The 25,540-nt window shown below is 62.6% G+C and carries 21 protein-coding genes; 17 read left to right on the top strand and 4 right to left on the bottom strand.

Annotation, left to right across the window (positions count from 1 at the left end; genetic code table 11):
• Positions 1 to 35: 35 nt before the first annotated feature.
• From KOL99_RS08265 to KOL99_RS08195, 15 genes are all read left to right on the top strand, one after another.
• Positions 36 to 1,985, top strand: coding sequence for an L-lactate permease (locus KOL99_RS08265; RefSeq protein WP_216509984.1), 1,950 nt, complete (start codon positions 36 to 38; stop codon positions 1,983 to 1,985).
• A gap of 139 nt (positions 1,986 to 2,124) precedes the next feature.
• A complete protein-coding gene (locus KOL99_RS08260) occupies positions 2,125 to 2,490 on the top strand; it encodes a CidA/LrgA family protein (RefSeq protein ID WP_216509983.1) in 366 nt (121 codons plus the stop codon).
• Positions 2,487 to 3,179 carry an LrgB family protein gene (locus tag KOL99_RS08255; RefSeq protein WP_216509982.1) on the top strand — a complete coding sequence of 231 codons (693 nt, stop codon included), beginning with the start codon at positions 2,487 to 2,489 and terminating at the stop codon, positions 3,177 to 3,179. Before KOL99_RS08260 ends, KOL99_RS08255 begins: the two co-directional genes overlap by 4 nt.
• Positions 3,180 to 3,230: 51 nt before the next feature.
• Positions 3,231 to 4,604: an FAD-binding oxidoreductase gene (locus KOL99_RS08250; RefSeq protein ID WP_216509981.1), complete on the top strand. Its 1,374-nt coding sequence runs from the start codon at positions 3,231 to 3,233 to the stop codon at positions 4,602 to 4,604.
• A 71-nt stretch (positions 4,605 to 4,675) separates the two neighbouring features.
• Positions 4,676 to 5,917, top strand: coding sequence for a (Fe-S)-binding protein (locus tag KOL99_RS08245; RefSeq protein WP_216509980.1), 1,242 nt, complete (start codon positions 4,676 to 4,678; stop codon positions 5,915 to 5,917).
• Between the two features lie 120 nt (positions 5,918 to 6,037).
• Entirely contained in the window at positions 6,038 to 6,760 is a 723-nt protein-coding gene (locus KOL99_RS08240) for a FadR/GntR family transcriptional regulator (protein WP_216509979.1), read from the top strand.
• Between the two features lie 203 nt (positions 6,761 to 6,963).
• Positions 6,964 to 8,748 carry an aspartate--tRNA ligase gene (aspS, locus tag KOL99_RS08235; protein ID WP_216509978.1) on the top strand — a complete coding sequence of 595 codons (1,785 nt, stop codon included), beginning with the start codon at positions 6,964 to 6,966 and terminating at the stop codon, positions 8,746 to 8,748.
• Positions 8,749 to 8,762: 14 nt separating this feature from the next.
• Positions 8,763 to 9,452 carry a LysM peptidoglycan-binding domain-containing protein gene (locus tag KOL99_RS08230; RefSeq protein ID WP_216509977.1) on the top strand — a complete coding sequence of 230 codons (690 nt, stop codon included), beginning with the start codon at positions 8,763 to 8,765 and terminating at the stop codon, positions 9,450 to 9,452.
• 519 nt (positions 9,453 to 9,971) lie between these two features.
• Positions 9,972 to 12,200, top strand: coding sequence for an NADP-dependent isocitrate dehydrogenase (locus KOL99_RS08225; RefSeq protein ID WP_216509976.1), 2,229 nt, complete (start codon positions 9,972 to 9,974; stop codon positions 12,198 to 12,200).
• Positions 12,201 to 12,264: 64 nt separating this feature from the next.
• Positions 12,265 to 13,218, top strand: a complete 954-nt coding sequence (gene mdh, locus KOL99_RS08220; protein WP_216500652.1) for a malate dehydrogenase — start codon at positions 12,265 to 12,267, stop codon at positions 13,216 to 13,218.
• Between the two features lie 175 nt (positions 13,219 to 13,393).
• Positions 13,394 to 13,585 (top strand): 4Fe-4S binding protein, encoded by a 192-nt coding sequence (locus KOL99_RS08215; RefSeq protein ID WP_129126504.1) that lies wholly within the window; start codon positions 13,394 to 13,396, stop codon positions 13,583 to 13,585.
• 21 nt (positions 13,586 to 13,606) lie between these two features.
• Positions 13,607 to 14,740, top strand: a complete 1,134-nt coding sequence (locus KOL99_RS08210) for a 2-oxoacid:acceptor oxidoreductase subunit alpha (RefSeq protein WP_216509975.1) — start codon at positions 13,607 to 13,609, stop codon at positions 14,738 to 14,740.
• Position 14,741: 1 nt separating this feature from the next.
• The gene (locus KOL99_RS08205; RefSeq protein WP_129126502.1) at positions 14,742 to 15,554 is read left to right on the top strand and encodes a 2-oxoacid:ferredoxin oxidoreductase subunit beta; all 813 of its coding nucleotides are present in this window, start codon (positions 14,742 to 14,744) and stop codon (positions 15,552 to 15,554) included.
• Between the two features lie 19 nt (positions 15,555 to 15,573).
• The gene (locus tag KOL99_RS08200) at positions 15,574 to 16,122 is read left to right on the top strand and encodes a 2-oxoacid:acceptor oxidoreductase family protein (protein ID WP_216509974.1); all 549 of its coding nucleotides are present in this window, start codon (positions 15,574 to 15,576) and stop codon (positions 16,120 to 16,122) included.
• Positions 16,123 to 16,520: 398 nt separating this feature from the next.
• Positions 16,521 to 17,759: an HD-GYP domain-containing protein gene (locus KOL99_RS08195; protein WP_216509973.1), complete on the top strand. Its 1,239-nt coding sequence runs from the start codon at positions 16,521 to 16,523 to the stop codon at positions 17,757 to 17,759.
• 136 nt (positions 17,760 to 17,895) lie between these two features.
• Here the strand turns inward: KOL99_RS08195 and KOL99_RS08190 are convergent, their stop codons facing one another.
• Both KOL99_RS08190 and rlmD read right to left on the bottom strand, forming a co-directional pair.
• The gene (locus tag KOL99_RS08190; protein WP_216509972.1) at positions 17,896 to 19,101 is read right to left on the bottom strand and encodes an HD domain-containing protein; all 1,206 of its coding nucleotides are present in this window, start codon (positions 19,099 to 19,101) and stop codon (positions 17,896 to 17,898) included.
• A 203-nt stretch (positions 19,102 to 19,304) separates the two neighbouring features.
• Positions 19,305 to 20,945, bottom strand: a complete 1,641-nt coding sequence (rlmD, locus tag KOL99_RS08185; RefSeq protein WP_236025891.1) for a 23S rRNA (uracil(1939)-C(5))-methyltransferase RlmD — start codon at positions 20,943 to 20,945, stop codon at positions 19,305 to 19,307.
• Between the two features lie 159 nt (positions 20,946 to 21,104).
• Between rlmD and KOL99_RS08180 the strand changes: the two genes are divergently transcribed.
• Positions 21,105 to 21,638: a YbhB/YbcL family Raf kinase inhibitor-like protein gene (locus KOL99_RS08180; protein ID WP_216509971.1), complete on the top strand. Its 534-nt coding sequence runs from the start codon at positions 21,105 to 21,107 to the stop codon at positions 21,636 to 21,638.
• Between the two features lie 4 nt (positions 21,639 to 21,642).
• Here KOL99_RS08180 and KOL99_RS08175 read toward each other — a convergent pair whose 3' ends face one another.
• Both KOL99_RS08175 and KOL99_RS08170 read right to left on the bottom strand, forming a co-directional pair.
• On the bottom strand, positions 21,643 to 23,454 hold the full coding sequence (locus KOL99_RS08175; protein ID WP_216509970.1) for an amidohydrolase: 1,812 nt from the start codon (positions 23,452 to 23,454) through the stop codon (positions 21,643 to 21,645).
• 144 nt (positions 23,455 to 23,598) lie between these two features.
• Positions 23,599 to 24,252, bottom strand: a complete 654-nt coding sequence (locus KOL99_RS08170; RefSeq protein ID WP_216509969.1) for a hydrolase — start codon at positions 24,250 to 24,252, stop codon at positions 23,599 to 23,601.
• Between the two features lie 158 nt (positions 24,253 to 24,410).
• Between KOL99_RS08170 and ispG the strand changes: the two genes are divergently transcribed.
• Positions 24,411 to 25,457, top strand: coding sequence for a flavodoxin-dependent (E)-4-hydroxy-3-methylbut-2-enyl-diphosphate synthase (gene ispG, locus KOL99_RS08165; protein ID WP_216509968.1), 1,047 nt, complete (start codon positions 24,411 to 24,413; stop codon positions 25,455 to 25,457).
• The last annotated feature ends 83 nt before the right edge of the window (positions 25,458 to 25,540 follow it).

Raw genomic sequence — 25,540 nt, 5'->3', positions numbered from 1 at the left:
ATACCAGCATCACGAACCAAAGGAGAACTACAGTCATGCCATGGATTCAGAGCTACACCCCCGTTGCGGGAAGCCTCGCGATGTCCGCGCTGGTTGCCGCCATCCCCCTCGTCGTCATCTTCGTCTGTCTGGCCGTCTTCAAGATGAAGGCGCACAAGGCGGGCCCGCTGGCGGTTGCCTCCGCCATCGCCATCGCCATCTTCGTGTGGCAGATGCCGGCGAAACTCGCGGGTCTCGCCACCCTGCACGGCGCCGCCTTCGGCCTTTTCCCCGTCTTCTATATCGTGGTGACCACCATTCTCCTCTACAACATCACGGTCAAGGGGGGGCAGTTCGAGGTCATCCGTGCCTCGTTGGCCGGTCTCACCGGTGACCGCCGTCTGCAGGCCCTGCTGATCGCTTTCTGCTTCGGCGCCTTCATCGAGGGTGCGGCCGGCTTTGGCACCCCGGTGGCTATCGCCGGTGCCACGCTGGTCGGCCTCGGTTTCCGCCCCTTCTATGCGGCGGGAGTCTGTCTCATCGCCAACACCGCTCCGGTCGCCTTCGGCGCCATCGGTATCCCGGTTGTCGCCCTGGCGGGCGTCATGGGGTACGACGACGCCGGGCTCATGAAGCTCTCCACCATGGTGGGGCGCCAGCTTCCCTTCATCTCGGTGTTCATTCCGTTCTACGTCATCATGATCATGGTCGGCTGGAAAAAGACCATCGAGGTGCTCCCCGCCATCATCGTCTGCGGCGTGACCTTCGCCTTCGCGCAGTGGGGCACGGCGAGCTACCTCGGCCCTTACCTCCCCGACGTCACCGCCTCCCTTTTGACCCTGGCCGCCCTGGTCATCCTGCTCAAGTTCTGGCAGCCGGCGACGGTCTGGACCTTTGACCACGAGCCGGAGTTCAGCGGCAAGGAACGCCACGACTACACCGGCGCCGAGGTGTTCCGCGCCTGGGCTCCCTACCTGGTGCTCACCATCATGGTGCTGGTCTGGGGCATCCCGTCGGTCAAGACCTCTTTGGACAAGAGCAAGGTCGTCATTCCGGTCGCGGGGCTCGACAACGCCATCGTGAAGAAGGTTTCCAAGCCGGAGGACGGCATCAAGAAGGTCGCCGCGGTGAAAGCGGAAGCTGCCAAGCAGGCGGCGCTGCTCTCCCCGGCTGACCCCAAGCAGGCCGCCCTGGCCGTCGGCCTGACCGAGCTGCAGGCGCTCGAGGATAAGGTGCTGGTGGTGGAGCAGGCTCTCCCGGCCGGCAAACCGGTAGTTACAGCCGAGCGGCTCGCCGCCTACGACGCCGTCGACAAGAAGCAGAAAGACCTGCAAAAGGTCGAGAAGGAGCTGGTCGAGGCGAAAGCGGTGGACAAGGCGCAGTTCAAGGCGCTGGATAAAGCGGTCACCGACCAACTCCCGGCCAAGGTTGCCGCCAAGTTCACCTTCAACTTCATGTCCGCGGCAGGCACCGCCATCCTGATCGCGGCCATCATCTCGGCGCTCATCTGCGGCGTCGGCGTCGGCGCCTTCATCCAGGTGCTCGGCAAGACCCTGTACGACATGCGCTGGCCCGCGGTCACCGTCGCCTCCGTGGTCGGTCTCGCCTTCGTCATGAACGCCTCCGGCATGACCACCAGCATGGGTATCTCCTTCACCAAGGCCGGCGCCGCATTCCCGTTCCTCTCCCCGTTCCTCGGCATGCTGGGCGTGTTCCTCACCGGCTCGGATACCTCCAGTAACGTCCTCTTCGGCGGTCTGCAGAAGGTGACCGCCGAGCAGCTCGGCATGAACCCGCTCCTGACCGGCGCCGCCAATACCAGCGGCGGCGTCATGGGCAAGATGATCTCCCCGCAGTCCATCGCCGTCGCCTGTGCCGCCACTGGCCTCGTCGGCGAAGAGGGGAACCTGTTCCGCTTCACCCTGAAGCACGCCTTGTTCCTGACCACGGTCATGGGCATCATCGTCGCGCTGCAGGCCTACGTCTTTCCCTGGATGATTCCGTAGTAGCGTGACCCTTGAAGCGGCAGCCCGGGGGGGGATTCACCGGGCTGCCGACGACACCTCCAGAAGCGTCCCTTTTTTTTCAAGCGCACCTGCCCCTCCCCGAACCAGAGAGGAGGGCAGGGCAGAGCGGTGCAGGCTCATGGCAAGAAAGCTGTTCGACATCTGCTGGCAGATCGTGCTCCTGTGGCTGGTATTTCGCTGCGGCGTGTTGCTGGTCGGCGCGCTGCACCTCTCCCTGCCGGGCAATGTCGCCGGGATGCTGATCATGTTCGCTCTCCTTGCCAGCGGCATCGTGAAGCCTGTTCTTATCGAGACCGGCAGCGGGTTCCTGCTCAAGCACTTCGCCTTCTTCTTCATCCCGATCTCGGTCGGGCTCATCTCCTTCGGCGGTCTGATGCGGCAAAGCGGGCTGGAACTGCTGGTAATTCTCTTCGCTAGCGCCGTGGTCGGTGTCGCGGTCACCGGAGCCACGGTGCAACTGCTGCAGCAAAGGAGGGAGCGGTGAGCGGCGTCCTCTTGTTCACCTTCTTCGTCGTCCTTACCGTGACCAGCTACCTGGCGACCCGCAAGCTCTTCATCACCTACCGGCACCCGCTTTTGAACCCGGTTTTCCTGAGCACGGTGGCCATCATAGCGGTGCTCAAGGGCACCGGCCTGGGGCTCGACGACTACCGCCCCGCCACGGAGGTCATGACCTACCTGCTCGGCCCGGCCACCGTGGCGCTGGCGCTGCCGCTGTACCACAACCGGAAGGTGCTGGCAGCGCACCTGCTGCCGGTACTGGTCGGGGTGATGGCTGGTTCGCTGGCCACCATGGCGGCCGCCCTCGCGGCGGGTCGTCTCTTGAAGATCGACCCCCTCGTGCTCATCTCCCTGGGCCCCAAGTCGGTCACCGTGCCGATCGCGGTGGAGATCTCCCGGCTTGCCGGCGGGGACGCGAGCCTGACCGCCGCCTTCGTGGTCGCCACCGGCATGATCGGGTCCATCATGGGGCCGTCGCTGCTCTCCCTGTGCCGGGTGCGCAGCCAGGTTGCCCGCGGACTGGCCCTGGGGACCGTCTCGCACGGGCAGGGGACCGCGGTGGCGCTTCTGGAGAGCGAGACCGCCGGCGCCATGGGCGGGGTGGCCATGGCCATCGCCGCCGTTTTCACCGCACTGGCAGCACCGTACTATCTGCCCCTGTTCCTGCAGTAGCGGCACAGTGGCCACGGACCATTCACTTAGCCAAGAAAGGAACTATTCGTCATGGAAACGAGCTTCATAAAAGCGCTCTCGGAGATAGTGGGGGAGCAACATACCCTTTCCGACCCTGAATCACTCGCCTGCTACGGCTACGACTCGACCCCCGAACTGCAAAGCCGCCCGGGCGCGGTTGTCCTCCCCGGAACAGCCGAGGAAATATCAAAGGTGCTGGCGCTGTGCAACGGCGCCGGCGTGCGCGTCACTCCGCGCGGCTCCGGCACCAACCTCTCCGGCGGGTCGATCTCGTTCGACGCGGGCGTCGTGCTGCAGACCAGCAGGATGAACCGGATTCTCGAGATCGACGAAGAGAACCTGACCGCGACGGTGGAGACCGGTGTGATCACCTCGACGTTGCATCGCGAGGTGGAGGCGAAGGGGCTTTTCTATCCCCCCGACCCCGGCAGCATGAACATCTCCACCATGGGGGGGAACGTCGCCGAGAACTCCGGCGGTCTCAGGGGCCTCAAGTACGGGGTCACCGACGATTACGTCATGGGGCTGAAGACCATCCTGGCCGATGGCGAGGTGCTGAAGACCGGCGGCAAGGTGGTCAAGGACGTGGCGGGCTACAACCTGAACCAGCTCCTCGTTTCCTCGGAAGGGACCCTCGGCATCTTCACCGAGGTCACCGTTAAGCTCATCCCCAAGCCGCAGGCGAAGAAGACCATGCTGGTTCATTTCCCGCAGTTGGAGCAGGCCGCGCTCACCGTGTCCCACATCATCGCGGCGCGCATCATCCCGGCGACGCTTGAGTTCCTGGACCGCACCACCATCAAGTGTGTGGAGGACTACGCCCACGTCGGGCTGCCGTTGGACGTGGACGCCGTGCTCCTCATCGAGGTGGACGGGCATCCCGCCCAGGTCGAGGAGGACGCCGCCGGCATCCGTGACATCTGCGAGCGGCACCACTGCTCCTTCTTCCAGACCGCGGCCAGTCCCGAGGAGGCCTTGAAGCTCGCCACCGCACGCCGTGTGGCGCTCTCCGCCCTGGCCCGGGTCCGTCCCACCACCATCCTCGAAGATGCCACCGTACCGAGGAGCTGCATCGCTCCCATGGTGAAGCTGATCCAGGACACCGCCAAGAAGTACGACCTGCTAATTGGGACCTTCGGCCACGCCGGGGACGGCAACCTGCACCCCACCTGTCTCACCGACGAGAGGAACCCCGACGAGATCAGGAGGGCGCACCTGGCCTTTGGCGAGATCTTCGAGGCGACCATCGCCATGGGGGGGACCATCACCGGCGAGCACGGTGTCGGTGTGGCCAAGAAAAAGTACCTTCCCAAACTGGTGGGTGAGTCGGGTCTGCGCGTCATGCGCGGCATCAAGGGCGCCTTTGACCCCAGGGGCATCCTGAACCCCGGGAAGATTTTCTAGGCCCGCCGAACCGCGGACTCAGCAGGATCTGTCAGATCAGTCCGACCGATCAGAAAAAGAAAGAGGCCATCATGGATTACGTCAAACTCATCAACTGCATGCGCTGCGGCATGTGCCTGCCGCACTGCCCGACCTACAAGGAGTCCTTCCTGGAGACCGCCTCGCCGCGCGGCCGCGTGGCGCTGGTGCGCAAGTTCCAGGAGGGGGAACTGGTGGAGAGCGAGAAGTTTCTGGAATACGTCTCCCTCTGCCTGGATTGCCAGGCCTGCGCCTCCGCCTGCCCCTGCGGCGTCAACGCGGGGGAACTGGTGGCCGAATTCCGCTGCGAAAGAAAGCAGGAACAGGGGCTCTCCACCATGGAGGACCTGATTCTCAGGAAGCTGGTTCCGCACCCGGACCGCCTGGAGGCGGCCACGGCGCCGCTGAGGCTCTACCAGCGCACGGGCCTGCAGAAGGTGGTGCGCTCGCTCGGGCTTTTGAAGGTGTTCCCCGCGGCGCTGGGGAGGATGGAGGGGCTGCTGCCGAAGCTTCCCGACGCCCCGCTGCGTCAGACCATCAGCGAGGTGACCCCCGCGGTCGGCGAGCAGAAGGGGACGGTGGGCTTTTTCCTCGGGTGCGTCATGAGCCTCATCTTCAGCGAGGCGAGCCTCGCCACCGTCGAGCTCCTCTCCGCCCTGGGCTACAAGGTGGTCACCCCCAAGGACCAGAAATGCTGCGGCGCGCCGAACATGCTCGGGCATGACATCGACGGCCTCAAGGAGGCGGCGCGCTTCAACACCGACCTGTTTCAGTCCCAGGAGCTCGACTTCGTGGTCACCGACTGCGGCGGCTGCGGCGCCGAATTGAAGAAGTACGGCCATCATCTGGACGGCGAGACAGCCGCCACCGCCTTCAGCACCAAGGTGCGGGACATCTCCGAGATACTGGCAACCGAGGCCGCGACCTTGAAAAACAAACTGAAGCCCCTGCCGCTCAAGGTGACCTACCACGACCCGTGCCACATCGCCCACTGCCAGGGGATCCGCAGCCAGCCCCGCGCCCTGATCAACCTGATCCCCGGCATCGACTTCCGCGAGCTCCCCGAGGCGGACGCCTGCTGCGGGTCGGCCGGCACCTACAACATCGAGAAACCGGAGATGTCGGACCGGGTGCTCTCGCGCAAGGTGCAGAACGTCCAGAAGAGCGGGGCCGATTACCTGGTCACCAGCAACCCCGGCTGCCTGTTGCAGTTGAAAAAGGCGCTTACCGAGGCCACACCGCCGGTCAAGGTGATCCACCTGACCGAGCTGCTGCAGATGAGTCTCAATGCGTGAACCGAAGCGGCGCGGCAGGTCGAAACGGAATTGACGTGTGCGTCAAATTGACGCGGTTGGCGCGGCCAGACCCTAAAAATTTTGTTGCTTTAGCCACTCTAATGTAGTATCGGTGCCTTCATGAAATTTACGCCGATTAAACCGAAAAAGGTATCGACGCAGATCGCCGAACAGATCCGCAGCTCGATTTTGGCGGGCGAATTCAACCCGGGGGAGAAGCTCCCCCCTGAGCGCGAACTGGCCGAGCTGTTCGGCGTTTCCCGCCCGTCGGTGCGCGAGGCGCTCAACATTCTCACCTCGTCGGGACTGGTCGAAACCTACCAGGGGGGAGGGACGCTGGTCCGTTCCCTGGTTGAGAACTCGGCCGCCATGCCGCTCACCGAGCTGATCCGCATCGACGGCGACCGCGCCCTCGATGTAATCGAGGTGCGCAAGGGGATGGAGTCCTGGACCGCCTGGTACGCGGCGACCCGGGCGCTCCCCGAGGATATCCGGCGCCTCGAGGCCGTCATCGAGGGTATGAGGAAGAACCTCGATGAGCTCCAGCACTCCGAGGACTTCGACGCCCACTTCCACATGCTGGTGGCCCGAGCCACCCACAACGTGGTCTGGTCGCACATGATGCAGAGCATCTTCGAGGCGATGCAGGAATTCCAGCGCGACGTCTGGCGCGCCGTCTACCTCACCGAGGAGGACCAGCGGCTCCTGTACAACCACCACCTGAAGATCTACGAGATGATCCGGGACCGCAACGCCGACGGCGCCCGCGACGCCATGCTGGAGCACCTTGATTTCGCTCAGAAGCGCTGCTCCGCCTACGTCTCCATGCGCGGATCGGAATAGAACTCCAGCCCTGGAACCCAAGGCCCGGTAGAGCACTCTGCCGGGCCTTTTTTGCCTCCGTCGTCCGCGCCGGCCGCACCGGCCGCGGCGGGCGGGGCTCCGCCCGATCCCCGCGCGGGGGTGCTTTTTGGTTGAAGCAAAAATTGTTTTTGGTTATAGTTACGCGATTTAGTTCCCTGCAGATAAAACCAAGGAGGGTTTACATGATAGATTTTCTGGGCGATTGGAAGAGAACCAGTTATTGCGGCGAGTTGCGGGCCGAGCACATCGGTCAGGACGTGGTCCTGATGGGATGGGTAGCCAAGCGGCGCGACCACGGCGGGCTCATCTTCGTTGACCTGCGCGACAGGGACGGCGTCGCCCAGGTGGTCTTCGACCCGGAAAGAAACGCCGAGGCGCACGCCAAGGCCGAGACCGCCAGGAACGAGTTCGTGCTCGCCATCAAGGGTACCGTGGCGGCGCGTCCGGAAGGGACCGTGAACCCGAAGATGAAGACCGGCGAGGTCGAGGTGCTGGTCAAGGAGTGCAAGCTCCTGAACCCCTCCAAGGCGCTCCCCTTCACCCTGGACGGTTTCGTCGACGTCAACGAGAACATCCGCCTCAAGTACCGCTACCTCGACCTCAGGACCGGGCAGCTGCAGCAGAACCTGATCCTGCGCTCCAAGGTGGCCCAGCTCACCCGCTCCTACCTGACCGACAACGGGTTCCTGGAGCTGGAGACCCCGTTCCTCACCAAGTCCACCCCCGAGGGCGCCCGCGACTTCCTGGTTCCCTCGCGCATCAACAAGGGTGAGTTCTACGCCCTGCCGCAGTCCCCGCAGCTCTTCAAGCAGATCCTCATGGTTTCCGGCTTCGACCGCTACTTCCAGATCGTGCGCTGCTTCCGCGACGAGGACCTGCGCGCCGACCGCCAGCCCGAGTTCACCCAGATCGACTGCGAGATGTCCTTCATCGACCGCGAAGACATCATCACCGTCATGGAAGGGCTCATGGCCCGCATCTTCTCCGAGGCGCGCGGCGTCAAGGTCGAGCTCCCGATCCAGAGGATGACCTACCAGGAGGCGATCCGCCGCTTCGGCGTGGACAACCCGGACCTGCGCTTCGGCCTCGAGCTGGTCGAGCTCTCCGACATCGTCAAGGAGTCCGGCTTCAAGGTGTTCGCCGACGTGGTCAAGGGTGGCGGCATCGTCAAGGGTATCAACGTGAAGGGCGCCGGCGCCATGAGCCGCAAGGAGATCGACGACCTCACCGAGTTCGCCAAGATCTACGGCGCCAAGGGCCTCGCCTACGTGAAGATGACCGCGGAAGGGTGGCAGTCCCCGATCGCCAAGTTCTTCACCCCGGAAGAGATCGCCACCATGGATAAGGCCTTCGACGCCAAGGAAGGGGACCTGCTCCTGTTCGTGGCCGACAAGCCCAAGGTGGTCAATGACTCCCTCGGCAAGCTCAGGAACCACCTGGCCGCCAAGATGGGGCTCACCGACCCGAACGTGTTCCGCTTCGTCTGGATCACCGACTTCCCGCTGCTCGAGTGGGACGAGGAGGAGAAGCGCTGGGCCGCCGTGCACCACCCGTTCACCGCGCCCATGGACGAGGACCTGCAGTACGTGGAGAGCGACCCCGGCCGCTGCCGCGCCAAGGCCTACGACCTGGTCCTGAACGGTAACGAGATCGGCGGCGGCTCCATCAGGATCCACCAGGAAGAGGTGCAGTCCCTCATGTTCAAGATGCTGGGGCTTTCCGAGGAAAGCGCGCGCGGCAAGTTCGGCTTCCTCCTCGACGCCCTCGAGTACGGCACCCCGCCGCACGGCGGCATCGCCTTCGGTCTGGACCGCCTCATGATGCTGATCACCGGTTCCGACTCCATCCGCGACGTCATCGCCTTCCCGAAAACCCAGAAAGGGGCCTGCCTCATGTCCGAGGCCCCCTCGGGCGTCGACACGCTGCAGCTGCGCGACCTGGGTATCCGTCTCGCCGCAAAACAGTAGGGGAGTCCGCTCTTTTGAGGCTTCTCGCCCGTTTCATTACCTTGCTGCTCCTCGTAACCGCGGCGGCCTGCGCAACGCAGCCGCCGCGGTTTCGCGATGAGGCCGCCGCCAAGCTGGACCAGCTCAAACTCGAAGGGGGAGAGCGGCTGCGCCCGGCCGAGTACGCGAGCGTGCTGCAGGCGTTCCTCAAGGGGGACGCCTACCTGATGGAGAGCGAGCAGGAGGAGGCCGACCGCTACTTTCAGCTCACGGTGCTGAAGGGGGAACTCCTCGAGCAGGAGGTCGCCGCCGAAAAGGCGCGGCGGCTCGCCGAGGCTGCGCGTCTGGCCGAGGAGCGTCGCCGGGCCGAGCTGGAGCGGCTGGCTCGACTGGAGGAGGAACGCCTGGCCAAGGCGCAGGCCGCCGAGAAGGCGCAGCGCGAAGCCGCCGAGGCGGAACGGCGCAAGGCCCGGCCGGTGGTGAAGGAGCCCGTGCAGGTCGCCTCCTGGACCGTCCGTCGTGGCGAGTCTCTGCCGCTGATCGCCTCCCGTTCCGAGGTCTACGGGGACCGCAACCTCTGGCCCCTGATCTACCGGGCCAACCGGGACCAGATCCGCGATCCCAAGCACATCTGGCCGGGCCAGGTGCTGCGCGTTCCCAGGAACGCCGGGCGCGACGATTTCGCCGAGGCCCGCCGCTACGCCCAGGACCACCCGCTGCACTGACGCCTGTCCGTTCCGTTAGACAGTATTTTTGAACGGTATTTTGTCGAGACGGCGTCCCGGCCTCGATTCCTTGCGGGGCAGGGGGAGGGGCTCTTCCCGGGGCACCACCCACCCCCCCCGGCGTCCCGGCGCCCACCTCCGTTTTTCCCGTATGATTTTGCACCGCTGCGCGTTTTAGCGTGGTTTTTTCCCGCTTGCTGCCGGCTTTCTCCCCGCCGGCGCCCCGTTGCCCACCGCTTCCTCCCTCATTTGAATCCTCACCATATTCACCCAGATTTTCCCTTGACAGTGAAAAACGTTTTGTATACTGTATACAAAATTTGAAATCCCAGCTTATCCTGCTAACATCCCATAATCCTTTATATATTTCGAGAGTCGCCGCAATGGCCCCTCGCGGGGGGTAGGCGGCAGGTTGTTGACGGGCTCCCGCAGGCTAATAAAACACCATGTCGGGCGATGGCGGCGTAGCCATTCCCATCATTTTGTATTCGTGCTTCGTATAAAACCCAAGGAGAGATCATGACAACACAGACTAAGATCGTTTGGACCAAGATCGACGAGGCCCCCGCACTGGCAACCTACTCCCTGCTCCCCATCGTCAACGCCTTCACCAAGGCGGCCGGCGTCGAGGTAGAGACCAGGGACATCTCCCTGGCTGGCAGGATCATCGCGAACTTCCCGGAGAACCTGACCCCGGAGCAGAGGATCGCCGACGAACTGGCCTACCTGGGTGAGCTGACCCAGAAGCTGGAAGCCAACATCATCAAGCTCCCCAACGTCTCCGCCTCCATCCCGCAGTTGAAAGCGGCCATCGCCGAGCTGCAGAGCCAGGGGTACAACATCCCCAACTACCCGGAAGAGCCCAAAACCGACGAGGAGAAGGCCCTGGCAGCCCGTTTCGCCAAGGTGCTCGGTTCCGCCGTCAACCCGGTTCTCAGGGAAGGCAACTCCGACCGCCGCGTCGCCAAGGCCGTCAAGGAATACGCCAAGAAGCACCCGCACAAGATGGGCGCCTGGTCCTCCGATTCCAAGAGCCACGTCTCCAACATGAGCGCTGGCGACTTCTATCACTCCGAGAAGTCGGTGACCCTGAAAGAGGCCACCACCGCCAAGATCGAGTTCGTGGACAACCTCGGCAACGTCACCGTGCTCAAGGAGAAGCTTCCGCTGCAGGCTGGCGAGGTGCTGGACGGCTCCTTCATGAACGTCCGTGCTCTCAGGAAGTTCATCCAGGAGCAGATCGACGACGCCAAGGCCAAGGGGATCCTCTTCTCCGTGCACCTGAAGGCCACCATGATGAAGATCTCCGACCCGGTCATCTTCGGCCACTTCGTCTCCGTCTACTTCAAGGACGTCTTCGAGAAGCACGAGGCGACCTTCAAGGAAATCGGCGTCAACGCCGACCTGGGCCTTGGCGACCTCTACAAGAAACTCGAGAAACTCCCGGCCGCCAAGAAGGCCGAGATCGAGGCCGACATCCAGGCCACCTACGCCAAGCAGCCGCCGCTGGCCATGGTCGATTCCGACAAAGGGATCACCAACCTGCACGCCTCCAACGACATCATCATCGACGCCTCCATGCCGGTCGTGATCCGCGACTCCGGCAAGATGTGGGGCCCGGACGGCAAGCTCGCCGACGTGAAGTGCACCATCCCGGACACCAGCTACTCCGAGTGGTACCAGGAGTGCATCGATTTCTGCAAGAAGAACGGCCAGTTCGACCCGACCACCATGGGCGCCACCTCCAACGTCGGCCTCATGGCACAGAAGGCCGAGGAGTACGGCTCCCACGACAAGACCTTCGTTGCACCGCTCAACGGCACCATGCGTGTTGTTGACGCTTCCGGCGAAGTGCTGATCCAGCATCAGGTCGAGCAGGGCGACATCTGGCGCGGCTGCCAGGCGAAGGATCTCCCGATCCGCGACTGGGTCAAGCTTGCCGTTAGCCGCGCCCGCGCAACCGGCGCACCGGCCGTGTTCTGGCTCGACAAGAACCGCGCCCACGACGCACAGATGATCGAGAAGGTGAACACCTACCTCAAGGACCACGACACCACCGGGCTTGAGCTGCACATCATGTCCCCGGTCGAGGCGATGAAGTTCACTCTCCCCAGGGCCAAGGCAGGCAAGGACACCATCACCGTCACCGGCAATGCCCTCAGGGATTACCTCACCGACCTGTTCCCGATCCTCGAGCTCGGCACCTCCGCGAAGATGCTCTCCATCGTTCCGCTTCTGGCGGGCGGCGGCCTCTTCGAGACCGGTGCGGGCGGCTCCGCTCCGAAGCACGTGCAGCAGTTCCAGCAGGAAGGGTACCTGCGCTGGGATTCCCTGGGCGAGTTCCTGGCCCTGGCCGTTTCCCTCGAGCACCTGGCAGCAACCTTCAAGAACGAGAAGGCTGCGCTCCTCGCCGAGACCCTCGACGTCGCCAACACCAAGTTCCTGGATCAGAACAAGAACCCGGCACGTAAGGTCGGCCAGATCGACAACCGTGGCAGCCACTTCTACCTGGCCATGTACTGGGCCGAGGCCATTGCCGCCCAGACCAAGGACACCGACCTCGCCGCCAAGTTCGCCAAGGTCGCCAAGGCGCTGCAGGACAACGAAGAGAAGATCAACGCCGAGCTTATCGGCGCCCAGGGCAAGCCGGTCGACATGGGCGGCTACTACCACCCGGACGATGCTAAGACCGAAGCGGCCATGCGTCCGAGCGCAACCCTGAACGCCATCATTGACTCTATCGTCTAAGAAGCGTAAACAGTAGTTTTCCGTGTACGACAGACATCACATTTAATTAACGGAGGAACAAAACATGGCACGTAAGAAAATCGCACTTATCGGTGGTGGTCAGATTGGCGGCGTACTTGCTCAGCTTGCAGCTCTGCGCGAACTGGGTGACGTGGTAATGTTCGACATCGTGGAAGGCCTGCCGCAGGGTAAAATGCTGGACATCGCCGAGGTTGGCTCGGTAGACGGCTTCGACTGCTGCCTGAAAGGGACCAACAGCTACGAGGACATCCAGGGCGCCGACGTGGTCATCGTTACCGCAGGTCTGCCGCGCAAACCGGGCATGAGCCGTGACGACCTGATCGAGGTTAACTCCAAGATCATGACCTCCGTCGCGGAAGGGATCAAAGCCCACGCACCGAATTCCTTCGTCATCGTCATCTCCAACCCGCTCGACGCGATGGTGACCCTGTGCCAGAAGATCACCGGCTTCCCCTACAACCGCGTCATCGGTCAGGCCGGCGTCCTCGACTCCGCACGCTTCAAAACCTTCATCGCTTGGGAGCTGGGTGTTTCCGTGAAGGACGTGAACGCGATGACCCTGGGCGGCCACGGCGACGACATGGTGCCGCTGGTGCGCTACGCCTCCGTGAACGGCATCCCGGTCATGGAACTGCTCGAGAAGAAATACAAGGACAAGGCCAAGGCCAAGGAAGTCATGGACGCCATGGTAAAGAGGACCCGCGGTGCAGGCGGCGAGGTTGTCGCACTGCTCAAAACCGGTTCCGCATTCTACTCCCCGGCTTCCTCCGCCATCTGCATGGCTGAGTCCATCCTCAAGGACCAGAAGCGCGTTCTGCCGACCTGCGCATACCTCAACGGCGAGTTCGGCGTGAAAGGCTTCTACGTCGGCGTTCCCTGCGTCCTGGGTGAGAACGGTGTCGAGGCGATCCTCGAGTTCGAACTGGATGCCGAAGAGCAGGCCATGATGGACAAGTCGGTTGCCGCCGTCAAGGAACTCGTTGGTTCCATGAAGTAACAGGCAGCTTACGTGGTACTACCAGGGGGTAGGGAGGTTTCCCCTCTCTACCCCCTTTTTACAAAAACATACCGTTTGGGCCAAAATCCGAGCACTTGCATTTTGTAAACACTATGTGTTATAACCCCACAATTTGCACAGCCTGCGAGGGCAATTTGTCAAAGGAGCTACGTTGATGGAGAAAACACCGGCGAACATCGAGATCATCGAGAAGTACTGCAAGGGGTGCCACATCTGTGTGGAATTCTGCCCCACCAAGGTCTTGGAAATGAAGGGCTTTGTGGCAAGCGTCAAGAACCTTGAGGCCTGCATCAAGTGCATGCAGTGCGAGCTGAGATGCCCTGATTTTGCAATCAAAGTATCGTAAACAATCTTAGGAGGTATGAAAGTGGCTAAAAAAGTTGCATTCCTTCAGGGGAACGAAGCTGCCGCACAGGGGGCACTCTACGCCGGGTGCACGTTCTTCGGCGGTTATCCGATTACACCCTCTACCGAGGTGGCAGAGGTTATGTCTGTCGAGCTTCCGAAGATCGGCGGTAAATTCATCCAGATGGAAGACGAGATCGGTGCCATGGCTTCCGTCATCGGCGCTTCCTTGACCGGCGCGAAAGTACTGACCGCGACCTCCGGCCCGGGCCTCTCCCTCAAGCAGGAGCTGATCGGCTACGCTTGCATCGCCGAGACCCCGTGCGTCATCGTCAACGTAATGAGGGGCGGCCCCTCCACCGGTATGCCGACCGGCCCTTCCCAGTCCGACGTCATGTGCGCCAAGTGGGGCACCCACGGTGACCACCCGGCCATCTGCCTGACCCCGGCCTCCGTGCAGGAGCTGTTCGAAGAAACCGTGCGCGCCTTCAACCTGGCCGAGAAATACCGCACCCCGGTCATGGTCATGCCGGACGAGATCGTGGCCCACATGCGTGAGCGCATCGTGTTCCCTGAGCCGGGCGAGCTGGAAGTCATCAACAGGACCGCTCCGAGCGTCGCGCCTGCCGAGTACAAGCCGTACGACACCAGTTTCGGCGACGTGCCGCCGCTGGCTGCTTTCGGTAGCGACTACCGCTTCCACGTGACCGGCCTCAACAAGGGCCAGGACGGCTTCCCGACCACCAAGGCTGCCTGGGTTCAGGCCGAGGAAGAGCGCCAGGTGCGCAAGGTCGAGGCCAACGTCGACGACATCGTCCAGTTCGAAGAGTACGAACTTGCCGACGCCGAAGTGGCCATCGTCGCCTACGGCTCCACCTCCCGCTCCGCCCGTTTCGCAGTGAACGAGGCCAGGAAGCAGGGGATCAAGGCCGGCCTCTTCAGGATCAAGACCTTCTGGCCGTTCCCGGAGAAGCAGATCGCCGCTCTCGCCGGCAAGGTGAAGGCGTTCATCACTCCGGAGATGAACCTCGGCATGTGCACCGGCGAAGTGAAGCGCTGCGCTGAAGGCAAGGCGGCGGTCCACGGCATCTTCCGCGTTGACGGCGAGCCGATCAACCCGGGGCAGATCCTCGAAAAGATCAAGGAGGTTAAGTAACATGTCTTTTGATTACGATAAGTACATCCGTCCCGGCAAGCTGCCGCACATCTGGTGCCCGGGCTGCGGTCACGGCATTGTCATGAAAGGCCTGATCCGCGCGATCGACACCCTTGGTCTTCAGAAGAACAACACCGCCATCGTTTCCGGCATCGGCTGCGCATCGCGTCTTCCCGGCTACATGGACTTCTGCACCCTGCACACCGCGCATGGCCGCGCCGCCGCTTTCGCAACCGGCGTCAAGATGGCCAAGCCGGAGATGAACGTCATCCTGGTGGGCGGCGACGGCGACGGTACCGCGATCGGCGGCAACCACTTCATCCACGCCTGCCGTCGTAACATCGACATGACCTACATCATCATGAACAACAACATCTACGGGATGACCGGCGGCCAGTTCTCCCCCTGCACCCCGACCGGTGCCAAGGCGTCCACCACCGTGTACGGCAACCCGGACCCGGCATTCGACGTCGCCAAACTCGCCATCGGCGCAGGCGCCACCTTCGTCGCTCGCGGCACCGCGTACCACGCGACCCAGATCGACAAGCTGATCGCGGAGGCCATCCAGCACAAGGGCTTCTCCGTCGTCGAGATCCTGGACGACTGCCCGACCACCTACGGTCGCCGCAACAAGTTCAAGTCGGTCATCGAGATGATGAACCGTCTGAAGGACATCGCCGTTCCGGTCAAGGCCGCCGAGAAGATGACTGCCGAGCAGCTCGAAGGCAAGATCCTCACCGGCGTTCTGTACAAGGAAGAGCGTCCGAACTACACCGATGAATACGCGAAGGTCATTGAGCGCGCCAAGAAATAACAAAGGAGGAGAACCTCAGATGTCTCAGAGATATGAAATCAGATTTTCCGGGGCTGGTGGGCAGGGTCTCATCCTCGCCGGCGTCATCATGGCAGAAGCCGCTTCCATCTACGACGGCAAGCAGGCAGTTCAGTCCCAGAGCTACGGCCCCGAGGCAAGGGGTGGTGCATCCAAGTCGGAGGTCATCGTTTCCGACACCATGATCGACTACCCGAAGGCCACCGTGGTCGACGCGCTGCTCGCCCTGACCCAGGAAGCAGCCGACAAGTACTCCCACGACCTGAAGGAAGGGGGCGTGCTGTTGATCGACTCCGACCTGGTGAAGAACGTCCCTAAAGGGAACTTCAACACCGTTGCCTTCCCGATCATCAACACCGCCAAGAACGAAGTCGGCCGTGAGATCGTGGCCAACATCGTGGCGCTGGGCGCCATGGTGGCACTGACCGGTGTGGTCACCAAGGAAGGCGCCGAGAAGGCAGTCCTGGCCCGCGTGCCGGAGGCTTTCATGGAGCTGAACAAGAAGGCGTTCCAGATGGGCTACGAGAAGGCCATGGCAGCACGCGCCTAATCGTCCTGACTTCCAGTCACACAGGAAAGGCCCGGCCTCACAGCCGGGCCTTTTTTTATTCAAAAACCAAACACCAAATGCCTTAACGCAAAGGCGCGGAGCCGCAAAGGCGCAAAGGGAAAAGCGGTACTACAGGAACTTGAAACGGCCGTGTCTGCTTTAAACACCTTTGCTCTTAGCGTCTTAGCGCCTTGGCGACTTTGCGTTAAGAAGTTAAAAACCTCGAAATTTAACGCAAAGGCGCAGAGCCGCAAAGGTGCAAAGCAAAAGAAAATCTTAGTGCTTGGTACTCTTTGCGGCTTGGCGACTTTGCGTTAAGTTTTATAGGTGTTGAACTTTCGATGCCATCAGCTATAAAGATGTGGCCAGTGATAACCTCGGCCCTAAAGGAAGAAAGCATGCCCCAGGAACTGTGCCACCTGGCCCTCAGACAGACTCTGGATCTCATCGGGCTGACCGACGAGGCGCTGAAGGATCTGACTCGCCGCAAGTTCAACAGTGACGAACTGTACCACGAAGTGCTCGGGAAACTGCTCGGCGGTAACGGCCGCCGCGGCCCCCGCGGCATACTTATAGCCAACGAAGGACCGGGGGCGGTCTGCTGCAACGGCCGCGTCTTCCACTTGCAGCACGGCGAACTCCTGGAGCGCTCCGACCAGATCACCATCGAACCCGGATCCACCTACGCGAGCAGTCTGCTCATGGTCGAAGGGGGGAGCGAGGCGGTGGCGCTCAACTGGTCCGATAGCTGCGCCAGTATCGAGGAGTTCCAGACCTTCTTCCACCCCCAGGTTGTGGCGGCCATGGGGGAGCCCATCGTCAACTTCGTGAGCTGCCGGATCAGCGGCGACGTCCGCGGCGTGATTGAAGCCTTCAACTACGCCGGCCATGTGACCGAGTACGACGCCGACGTACTGAGAAGCGCCGCCGTCATGATCGGTTCCCTGCTCACCGTCTCCAACGGCATGCGCGAGACCGAGCACGCCTTCCACTACACCATCCATGCCCTGGCCCGCGCCTGCGAGGCCGCCGAACCGGACACCGGGCGCCACATCGTTCGGGTAAACCGCTACGCCGGGGCACTTGCCGCCAACATGGGGTTCAACACCGAGTTCGTGGAGGACATGTCCCTGTCCGCGCAGATGCACGACGTCGGCAAGATCCGCATTCCGACCGAGATCCTGCTCAAAGAGGGGCGGCTCACCCCGAGGGAGATGAAGCTGGTGCGCCAGCATCCCGCATACGGTTCCGAGATCATCGGGGATTCCCCAAGGCTCAGGATCGCGCGCGAGATCGCCATCTCCCATCACGAGAACTGGGACGGCACCGGCTACCCGAAGCGGCTCAATGGAGAGAGGATCCCGATCTCGGGGCGCATCGTCAAGGTGGCCGACGTCTACGATGCGCTGCGCTCCCGGCGCAGCTACAAGGGAGCCATGAGCCACCAGGAAACGCTGGACGTTTTCAGAAACGGTGACGACCGCATCAATCCTGCCGCCCATTTCGACCCCGAAGTCCTGGCGGCGTTCTTCAGGATCGAGCACATGTTCGAGATGATCTACGACAGCTCTGTTCCGAAGCTCGGCTTAGACCGGGTCATCAAGATCACGAAGAATAAAGAGCAGGAGCAGAGGTAGAGGTAGAGGTAGAGGTAGAGGTAGAGGTAGAGGTAGAGGTAGAGGTAGAGGCCGATGACGAGGGGACGAACCCCAGCGGGATAGTAGCAAAGTACGTCCCCTCGCCCTCTGAGAGAGGGGCAGGGTGAGGGCGGGTTTAAGCGCCTACAAGCTTTCTGAACTCCGCCACCCTATGCTGCATGATAATCTGCTGTAGCTTCTCGGGTGGCACCTCTTTGTTGTCCAGCAGTGCCGGATCGATCCCCAACTGGGCCGCGTTCATCCGCGCCACCTCCAGCGCCACATCCCATCCCGGCATGGTGGCATGAAAGTCCGCCGCCACCTGCAACGGCAGGAAATCCTGAATCCCTCCCTTGATGGCATCGAGCGCCAGCCTCACCTTGGTCGAATCCCGTAGTTCCTCCCACCGATTGGCGCTGTTGTGCAGCTTGTTGGTTGCCTGCAGCGCGCGCTGCAGCGCGACCGGCAGACGTAGCCTTTTGCAGAAGGCGGGCACCTGCTGGGAACCCAGCGCGTCGTGGCCGTGATGCTTGGGGTGGAGCTCCGGTGGCGTGTACAGCTTGCCCAAGTCGTGGAAGAGGGCGCAGAAGCGGGCGGTCGTGTCGGGCGTCAGTTGCGTCATCCGCTCTAATACCTGCAGCGAGTGGGTGAGCAGGTCCCCCTCCGGGTGGTGCTGGGGCGGTCCCGCCGTGATCTGCGCCATGTTGAAGATCTCGGGGAGAAAGTTGCTGCCGATGCCGAACTCCACCATGCGGCGGAAAAAGCGGGACGGGTCCGCCTTGGCCATCGCCTTCAGCATCTCCTGGGAAAACCGCTCCACCGGGATCCGCTGCAGCTCCTCAGACCACTCCCGGGTTTTCAGGATCGCTTCTGCCTCCCCATCCAGGCGCCATCCTTCGCACTCGAAGCGGAAGGCGCGCAGGATGCGCAAGGGATCATCGGTCAGGCTTGTGGGGCTGCAGCAGCGCAGGACGCGCGGCTTAAGGTCGGTTTGACCGTGAAGGGGATCGACGAGCTGGCCGTCCAGTGACATGGCCATGGCGTTCACCGTGAAGTCGCGCCGGGACAGGTCGTCGGGGAGCGCGTCCAGCGCGGGGAGCCATGTTACCTCGATCTTGCCGAAGGGTTCTTTAAACCTGAAGTAGATGTTCGGGGTGCTTTTGGATTCCACCAGGCGAAAGCCAAGGGTGGTGAGTTCAGAAACGGGAACGGCAGCGGCCAGGTCCACGTCCTGGCACTCGACCCCGAGCAAGACGTCCCTCACCATCCCCCCCACCATGAAGATGGACGGGTGGAGGTGCTCCGGGAAAAACCCTTTCAACGCCGCGATCAGTTGGTCCATTGATACCCTCGAAAGACCTCAACGCAAAGGCGCCAAGGCGCAGGGGCGCGAAGAATACCTACAGAACCGCTTTGCTTATCTTTGCGCCTTTGCGGCTCTGCGTCTTTGCGTTAAAGCCTTTGAAAAAGAAAGGCTTCGAGAAAATCCCAAAGCCTATCTTGTCCTTTGCGCCTTTGCGGCTTTGCGCGAGCTTGATTCAGCCTTTAGGCTTTTTCCAGCAGCGCCACGTCTTCGACGTGCACCGTCTGCGGGAACATGTCCACCGGCTGTATCTCCAGCGTCTTGTAGCCGAGCCCCGCCAGGATATCCAGGTCGCGCGCCAACGTCTCCGGCGAACAAGAGACGTAGATGATCCGCTGCGGCTTGATGCCCGCCACGCTCTTCAGCACCTTCTCGTCGCATCCCTTCCTGGGCGGGTTGAGTACGATCAGGTCGGCGCCGCCCTCCGCGCCGATCTCGTCGATGAGATGAACCGCGTCGCCGGCCTCGAAGCTGCAGTTGTCGGCGCGGTTCATGGCCGCGTTGGCGGTGGCGTCCGCGACCGCCGCATCCACGAATTCGATGCCCACGACTTCGCGCGCCTTGTCAGCGAGGAACAGCGAAATGCCGCCGATGCCGCAGTAGAGATCGATGACCCGCTCCTTGCCGGTCAGGCGGGCGAACTCGCGCACCTTCTCGTAGATGATACGGGCCGCACCGCTGTTCACCTGGAAGAAGGAGTGCGGCGACAGGTTGAAACTCTTGTCTCCGATGTACGCCTTTAGCGTCTGCGCCTTGGTGATGGAGCGGTCCTTGTGGCCGAAGATCACGTTGCCGGTTGAGGTGTTGATGTTCTGCGCCACCACGGCGACTTCAGGCACCGCCTGTTGGATGAACTTGGCCAGGTGGTGCATCTCGTTGTATCCCTCGTCCGTGGTCACGAAGACCACCATGACCTTGTTGCTCTGCTCGGCCACGCGCACCACCAAGTACCGCAGCAGCCCCATCTCGCTCTTGGGGTTGTAGATCTGCACCTTACCCTTCTTGATCCCAGCCTTGGCGGCCTTGACCACCTTGTTGATCAGCGGATGGTGCAGGGAGCAGTCGGCGATCTCCAGCACGTCGTGGCTGTTGCGGCGGTAGATGCCGATCACCGGGTCGTTGTTCTTCCCGGCCACCACCAGCTTGGCGGTGTTGCGGTAGCCGAGCTCGTTGGGGGAGGCGATGGTGTCGTGGATCACCGCATCGGAAAGCGACGGGAACTTCCGGATCTGCCTGGTGACCAGCCCCTTCTTCCAGGTAAGCTGCGCTGGGTAGCGCATCTGCATCAGGCCGCAGCCGTCGCAGGCCCGGCCCATGGTGCAGGCGGGGGAGGGTGCGCGGTCGGGCGAGCGTTTCAGTATCTTTATGATGTTGGCGAACGATTCGCGACGTCCCACGTAGGTGATCTTCACCACCAGGCTTTCGCCGGCGAGTCCCCCGGCCACCAGGATCCTGGTCCCCTCGTGGTAAACGACGCCGTAGGCCTCGTCGTTGCTGCTCTGTATCTGGACTTCCAGCACCTGGCCGCTGCGCAGCGTGGGCTGACGTTCTTCCTGGGCGCGGGGGCGATCGGGGGTCCTCCCCTTGGCCGGCCTGTCGGCGCCTTTGCCTTCGGCCCTCTTGGCGGACTTGGCCGGTACATGCTCGCGCTGCTCATGCGGTTTGCCCGCTGCGGAACGAGGCTTGTTGGCGGTCGAGTGCTCGGTGGCAGCCGGGCGATCCGGTCTGGACGTCGACTTTTTCGCCGCGGGCGCGGCGGAGGTTTCGTTGCGGTAAGCTTTGGGACTGTCGGAGATTTGCTTTGGTTTTCTGGTATTTTTCATCCCTCATACTTAAAGGGAAAAACTGGCCATGTCAACCGCCGAATTTCCTGGGGCACTTGCAGAGTCCCGGCCTAAAGTTACACTCAAGCCTGGTGCCGCTGTATCAGTCCTCAGAAAGCGGCAGACGTGAGAGACGAGTTGACGTGACGGAGGCATACCATGAACAATCTCAGGCGGAGTCTATTGTTGTCCCTGGTGCCGACACTTCTCTGTGCGGCATCGCTGCAGGCGAAGGATGCAAAACTGTCACAGCTGAAACTCACCACCAGCGTGTTCACCAACTCCGGCAGCATCCCCGCCGCCTTCACCTGCGACGGCTCCGAGGCCAGCCCGCCGCTCGCTATCTCCGGAGTGCCCAGAGAAGCCAAGTCGCTCGCCCTCATCATGGACGACCCCGACGCACCCGGCGGCACCTGGACGCACTGGGTGCTCTGGAACATCGATCCCGCCACGAGCCAGATCCCCCAGGGAACGGCACCGCGCGGGGCGCAGCAGGGGATAAACAGCTGGGAGCGCAAAGGTTACGGTGGCCCATGCCCCCCCTCCGGCCAGCACCGCTACTACTTCCGTCTCTACGCGCTTTCCGCGCGCCTGAACCTCCCCGCCAACAGCACCAGGAAGGAACTCGACCTCGCCATGCGCGGCAAGGTCCTGGGAGAGGCCGAGCTCCTCGGAGTCTACGCACACCGCTGAGGGGCTAGTAGGTGAAGCAATCGCAGCCCAGGTTCCAGAAGCGTCGCTGTTGCGGCAGCCAGATGCGGGGGTGGCGGTGCGGCGCTTCCGCCTGTTGGCGCGCCACCAGGGAAGCCGATCCATTGCCGCGGTGGTATCCCCCGAAATGACCCACCGGCGACCAGTCCGGGCTCACCGGCAGCGGCGGCACCAGGTTGCCGAACATCTCGCCGCCGTACACCACCTTCCCTCCAACCACGGTCAGCACCGATTCTATTGCCTTGATTTCCTTCTCGGGGACCTCGAAGTAATCACTGGAGAGAACCGCCAGGTCGGCGAGTGCTCCCGGTGTCAGGGTCCCCTTTTTTCCGTCCTCGCCGGAAAACCAGCTGCTTCCCTCGGTGTACAGCCTGAGCGCCTCCATGCGGCTCAGGTGGTTCGCCTCGGGGTAGAGCAGCGTCCCGCCGATGGTGCGCCCGCTCACCATCCAGTACAACGACAGCCACGGATTATAGCTCGCCACCCGCGTCGCGTCGGTACCGGCGCCTACCGGGATGTCCATTGCCATCATGCTGCGCACCGGCGGGGTATGGGCGGTTTCCCGCTCGCCGTAGCGGTCCAGGAAATATTCGCCCTGGAAGGCCATCCGGTTCTGGATGGCGATGCCGCCCCCCAGTGCCTTGACCCGCTCCAGGTTCTCCTGGGTGATGGTCTCGGCATGGTCGAAGAACCAGCGCAGTCCGTTGAACGGGACGTCACGGTCCACCGCCTCGAACACGTCCAGAAAGCGCGTGATCGATTCGTTGTAGGTCGCGTGCAAACGAAACGGCCAGCGCTTCTCGGCCAAGAGCCGTACCACCGCGGCAAGATCCTCCTCCATCACGGCGGGGAGATCCGGGCGCGGCTCCAGGAAATCCTCGAAGTCGGCGGCCGAGAACACCAGCATCTCTCCCGCGCCGTTCAGGCGGAGGAAATCGTCCCCCTGTCCCGGCTGCACCATGGTGACCCACTGTGAGAAATCGGCCAGCTCACCCGTAGGGTGCTGCGTGAACAGGTTGTACGCGATGCGCAGTGGGAGTTCTCCCGCCTTGGCGAGTTCCTGGATGACGCGGTAGTCGTCCGGGTAGTTCTGGAACCCGCCGCCGGCGTCGATGGCGCTGGTGAGCCCGAGCCGGTTCAGCTCCCTCAGGAAGTGTCGTGTCGAGTTCACCTGGTCCTCGAAGTCGAGCTTGGGCCCCTTGGCGAGGCTCGCGTAGAGCAGCATGGCGTTCGGCTTGGCGATCAACAGCCCCGTGGGATTGCCGTTTCGGTCCCGCTCGATCATCCCCCCCGGCGGGTCGGGCGTGTCCTTGCCGTAGCCGAGCGCATGCAGCGCCGCCCGGTTCACCAGGGCGCGGTCGTACAGGTGCAGGATGAAGACAGGTGTATCGGGCGCCGCCAGGTTCAGCTCATCGAGAGTGGGCATGCGCCGTTCCGCGAACTGGAACTCGGTCCAGCCGCCGATGACCCGCACCCATTGCGGCGGCGGGGTGCGCTTCGCCTGCTCCATGAGCATCTCCAGCGCCAGCGCGAGCGACGGCACCCCGTCCCAGCGCAGTTCCATGTTGAAGTTCAGCCCTCCCCGGATCACGTGTATGTGCGAGTCGTTCAGCCCCGGGATCACCCGGCGACCCTTCGCGTCGATAACCTGGGTGTGGTCGTCCGCTGTTGTGGTCAGCTCTGCACCGCCGAGAGCCTCTACCTTGCCGTCCTTGATCGCGATGGCGGCAGCCTCCGGCCTTTCCTGGTCCAGTGTGCTGATCCTGCCGTTATGTATAATCAGGTCTGGTCCCTTCATTGTTGTGCCTCCCCAAAAAGACACAGGCAGGGGACTGAGCCCCTGCCTGCCGAACGTACAGCCCGATGTATGGCAACCATGCTGCGAAGTCCCCTCCCCTGGAGGGGGCGGGTTAGGGAGGGGGAAGCTGCCACAGCTAACCCCCTACAGGCCGCTGTTGTGCCTGCTGGCCGGCGCCCCATGCACCATGGTATAGGCGTACTCGACCCCCTGCCCGTAGGCGCCGCAATGCTCCTTCACCACGGCGATCACGTCGTCGTAGGTTTCCTTGCGGGCCCAGGTTCTCTGGTACTCCAGCATCACCTGCAGCGACGTCATAGGCACCGCCCCGGCCTGTTCGATGCGGCGCATGGCCGCGTTGTGCGCCGCGACGCTGGTGCCACCCGAAGCGTCTTCCACCGCGTACACCTCGAAGCCGGCCTTCATGGCCTCCAGGGCGGGGAAGGCCAGGCAGACCTCGGTCCAGAGCGCGGCCATGATCAGCTTGGTGCGCCCCGTGGCCTGCACCGCCTCGACGAACTTCGGATCGTCCCAGGAGTTCATGGAGCTGCGTTCGATGATGTCGTTATCAGGGAAGATGTCCAGGAGCTGGGGCCACATGTTACCGGAGAAACTCTTGGTTTCGACGGTGGTGAGGATGGTGGGGACGCGAAAGATCCTGGCGGCCTTAGCCAAGAGGATCACGTTGTTGAAAAGGGTTTGTCGGTCGATACTGGCAACGCCGAAAGTCATCTGGGGCTGAAAGTCGATGAAGATGACCGTGCTGTTGGTTGGATTGAGCAGATCCAGTTTACTCATGACGGGTACCTCCTGTCTCTTTTACCTCCAATAGGCACAGTATAGTCCTCCCGCTAATTAGTGGCGCAGGAATTTGCCAATCGCCGCTGCCTGCCGCAGTGACGGTGGGGGGTGATCCTCCTTGCTTTTCCCCATAGATTTAGCTACTATGTCCCGCTATGAAAAAGCTCACCCGGCAGATAAAGATAGGCAACGTGCCGATCGGTGGCGGCGCTCCCTGCTCCGTACAGTCCATGTGTTCCACCGACACGAGAAACGTGGCCGCGACCCTCGAGCAGATCGGCCGCCTGGCCGAGGGCGGCTGCGAGATCGTGCGCTGCGCGGTACCCGACCTGGACGCCGCCAAGGCCCTGGCCGCCATCAAGGCAGGCAGCGCCATCCCGCTCATCGCCGACATCCACTTCGACTATAAGCTGGCCCTGCAGGCGCTGGAATCCGGCGTCGACGGCCTGCGCCTGAACCCCGGCAACATCGGCGAGCGCTGGAAGGTGGCCGAGGTGGTGAAGGCTGCCGCCGAGCGGCAGATCCCGATCCGGATCGGCGTGAACGGCGGGTCACTGGAGAAGGAACTCCTGGTCAAGTACGGGCACCCCACACCCGAGGCGATGGTCGAATCCGCCCTGGGGCACGTGAGGATCCTGGAAGAGCTCAACTACCAGGAAATCAAGATCTCCATTAAGGTCTCCGACGTGCTGCGGACCCTGGAGGCGTACCGGCTCCTCTCCGAGGCGGTCGACTACCCGCTGCACATCGGCGTCACCGAGGCCGGCACCATCTTCTCCGGCACCATCAAGTCTTCCGTCGGCCTCGGCATCCTGCTGCACCAGGGGATCGGCGACACCATGCGCGTATCGCTCACCGGCGATCCGGTGCACGAGGTGCGCGTGGCCTACGACATATTGAAGTCGCTGGGGCTTCGGCAGCGCGGCATCAACTTTGTCTCCTGCCCGACCTGCGGCAGGTGCCAGATCGATTTGATCCCGGTGGCCGAGGAAGTCGAGCGTCGCCTGGCGCACTTGGACAAGAACATCACCGTGGCCGTCATGGGATGTTCCGTGAACGGGCCCGGCGAGGCGCGCGAGGCCGACTTCGGCATTGCCGGCGGCAGGGGAGAGGGGTTGCTGTTCAAGCACGGCGAGATCCTGCGCAAAGTCCCCCAGGACAAGCTCGCCGACGCGTTGATAGAGGAAGTGTTAAAACCTTAAAACCATTGGCCACGGAGAAAATCTGAGGAAATCTGAGAGAAGCAAAAGACTTTTGGGGGGGAAACCCGTCTTATGTTTTTGGT

It is taken from the genome of Geomonas azotofigens, from assembly GCF_018919395.1.
In the GTDB taxonomy this organism is placed as follows: domain Bacteria; phylum Desulfobacterota; class Desulfuromonadia; order Geobacterales; family Geobacteraceae; genus Geomonas; species Geomonas azotofigens.
The sequence above is the reverse complement of the archived record's forward strand: the minus strand, read 5'-3'. Positions and strand labels throughout refer to the sequence as shown.

Coding starts and splice junctions, on each gene's coding strand:
- KOL99_RS08265 (WP_216509984.1), top strand. CDS start 36: ATGCCATGGATTCAGAGCTACACCCCCGTTGCGGGAAGCCTCGCGATG.
- KOL99_RS08260 (WP_216509983.1), top strand. CDS start 2,125: ATGGCAAGAAAGCTGTTCGACATCTGCTGGCAGATCGTGCTCCTGTGG.
- KOL99_RS08250 (WP_216509981.1), top strand. CDS start 3,231: ATGGAAACGAGCTTCATAAAAGCGCTCTCGGAGATAGTGGGGGAGCAA.
- KOL99_RS08245 (WP_216509980.1), top strand. CDS start 4,676: ATGGATTACGTCAAACTCATCAACTGCATGCGCTGCGGCATGTGCCTG.
- KOL99_RS08240 (WP_216509979.1), top strand. CDS start 6,038: ATGAAATTTACGCCGATTAAACCGAAAAAGGTATCGACGCAGATCGCC.
- aspS (WP_216509978.1), top strand. CDS start 6,964: ATGATAGATTTTCTGGGCGATTGGAAGAGAACCAGTTATTGCGGCGAG.
- KOL99_RS08225 (WP_216509976.1), top strand. CDS start 9,972: ATGACAACACAGACTAAGATCGTTTGGACCAAGATCGACGAGGCCCCC.
- mdh (WP_216500652.1), top strand. CDS start 12,265: ATGGCACGTAAGAAAATCGCACTTATCGGTGGTGGTCAGATTGGCGGC.
- KOL99_RS08215 (WP_129126504.1), top strand. CDS start 13,394: ATGGAGAAAACACCGGCGAACATCGAGATCATCGAGAAGTACTGCAAG.
- KOL99_RS08205 (WP_129126502.1), top strand. CDS start 14,742: ATGTCTTTTGATTACGATAAGTACATCCGTCCCGGCAAGCTGCCGCAC.
- KOL99_RS08200 (WP_216509974.1), top strand. CDS start 15,574: ATGTCTCAGAGATATGAAATCAGATTTTCCGGGGCTGGTGGGCAGGGT.
- KOL99_RS08195 (WP_216509973.1), top strand. CDS start 16,521: ATGCCCCAGGAACTGTGCCACCTGGCCCTCAGACAGACTCTGGATCTC.
- KOL99_RS08190 (WP_216509972.1), bottom strand. CDS start 19,101: ATGGACCAACTGATCGCGGCGTTGAAAGGGTTTTTCCCGGAGCACCTC.
- rlmD (WP_236025891.1), bottom strand. CDS start 20,945: ATGAAAAATACCAGAAAACCAAAGCAAATCTCCGACAGTCCCAAAGCT.
- KOL99_RS08180 (WP_216509971.1), top strand. CDS start 21,105: ATGAACAATCTCAGGCGGAGTCTATTGTTGTCCCTGGTGCCGACACTT.
- KOL99_RS08175 (WP_216509970.1), bottom strand. CDS start 23,454: ATGAAGGGACCAGACCTGATTATACATAACGGCAGGATCAGCACACTG.
- KOL99_RS08170 (WP_216509969.1), bottom strand. CDS start 24,252: ATGAGTAAACTGGATCTGCTCAATCCAACCAACAGCACGGTCATCTTC.
- ispG (WP_216509968.1), top strand. CDS start 24,411: ATGAAAAAGCTCACCCGGCAGATAAAGATAGGCAACGTGCCGATCGGT.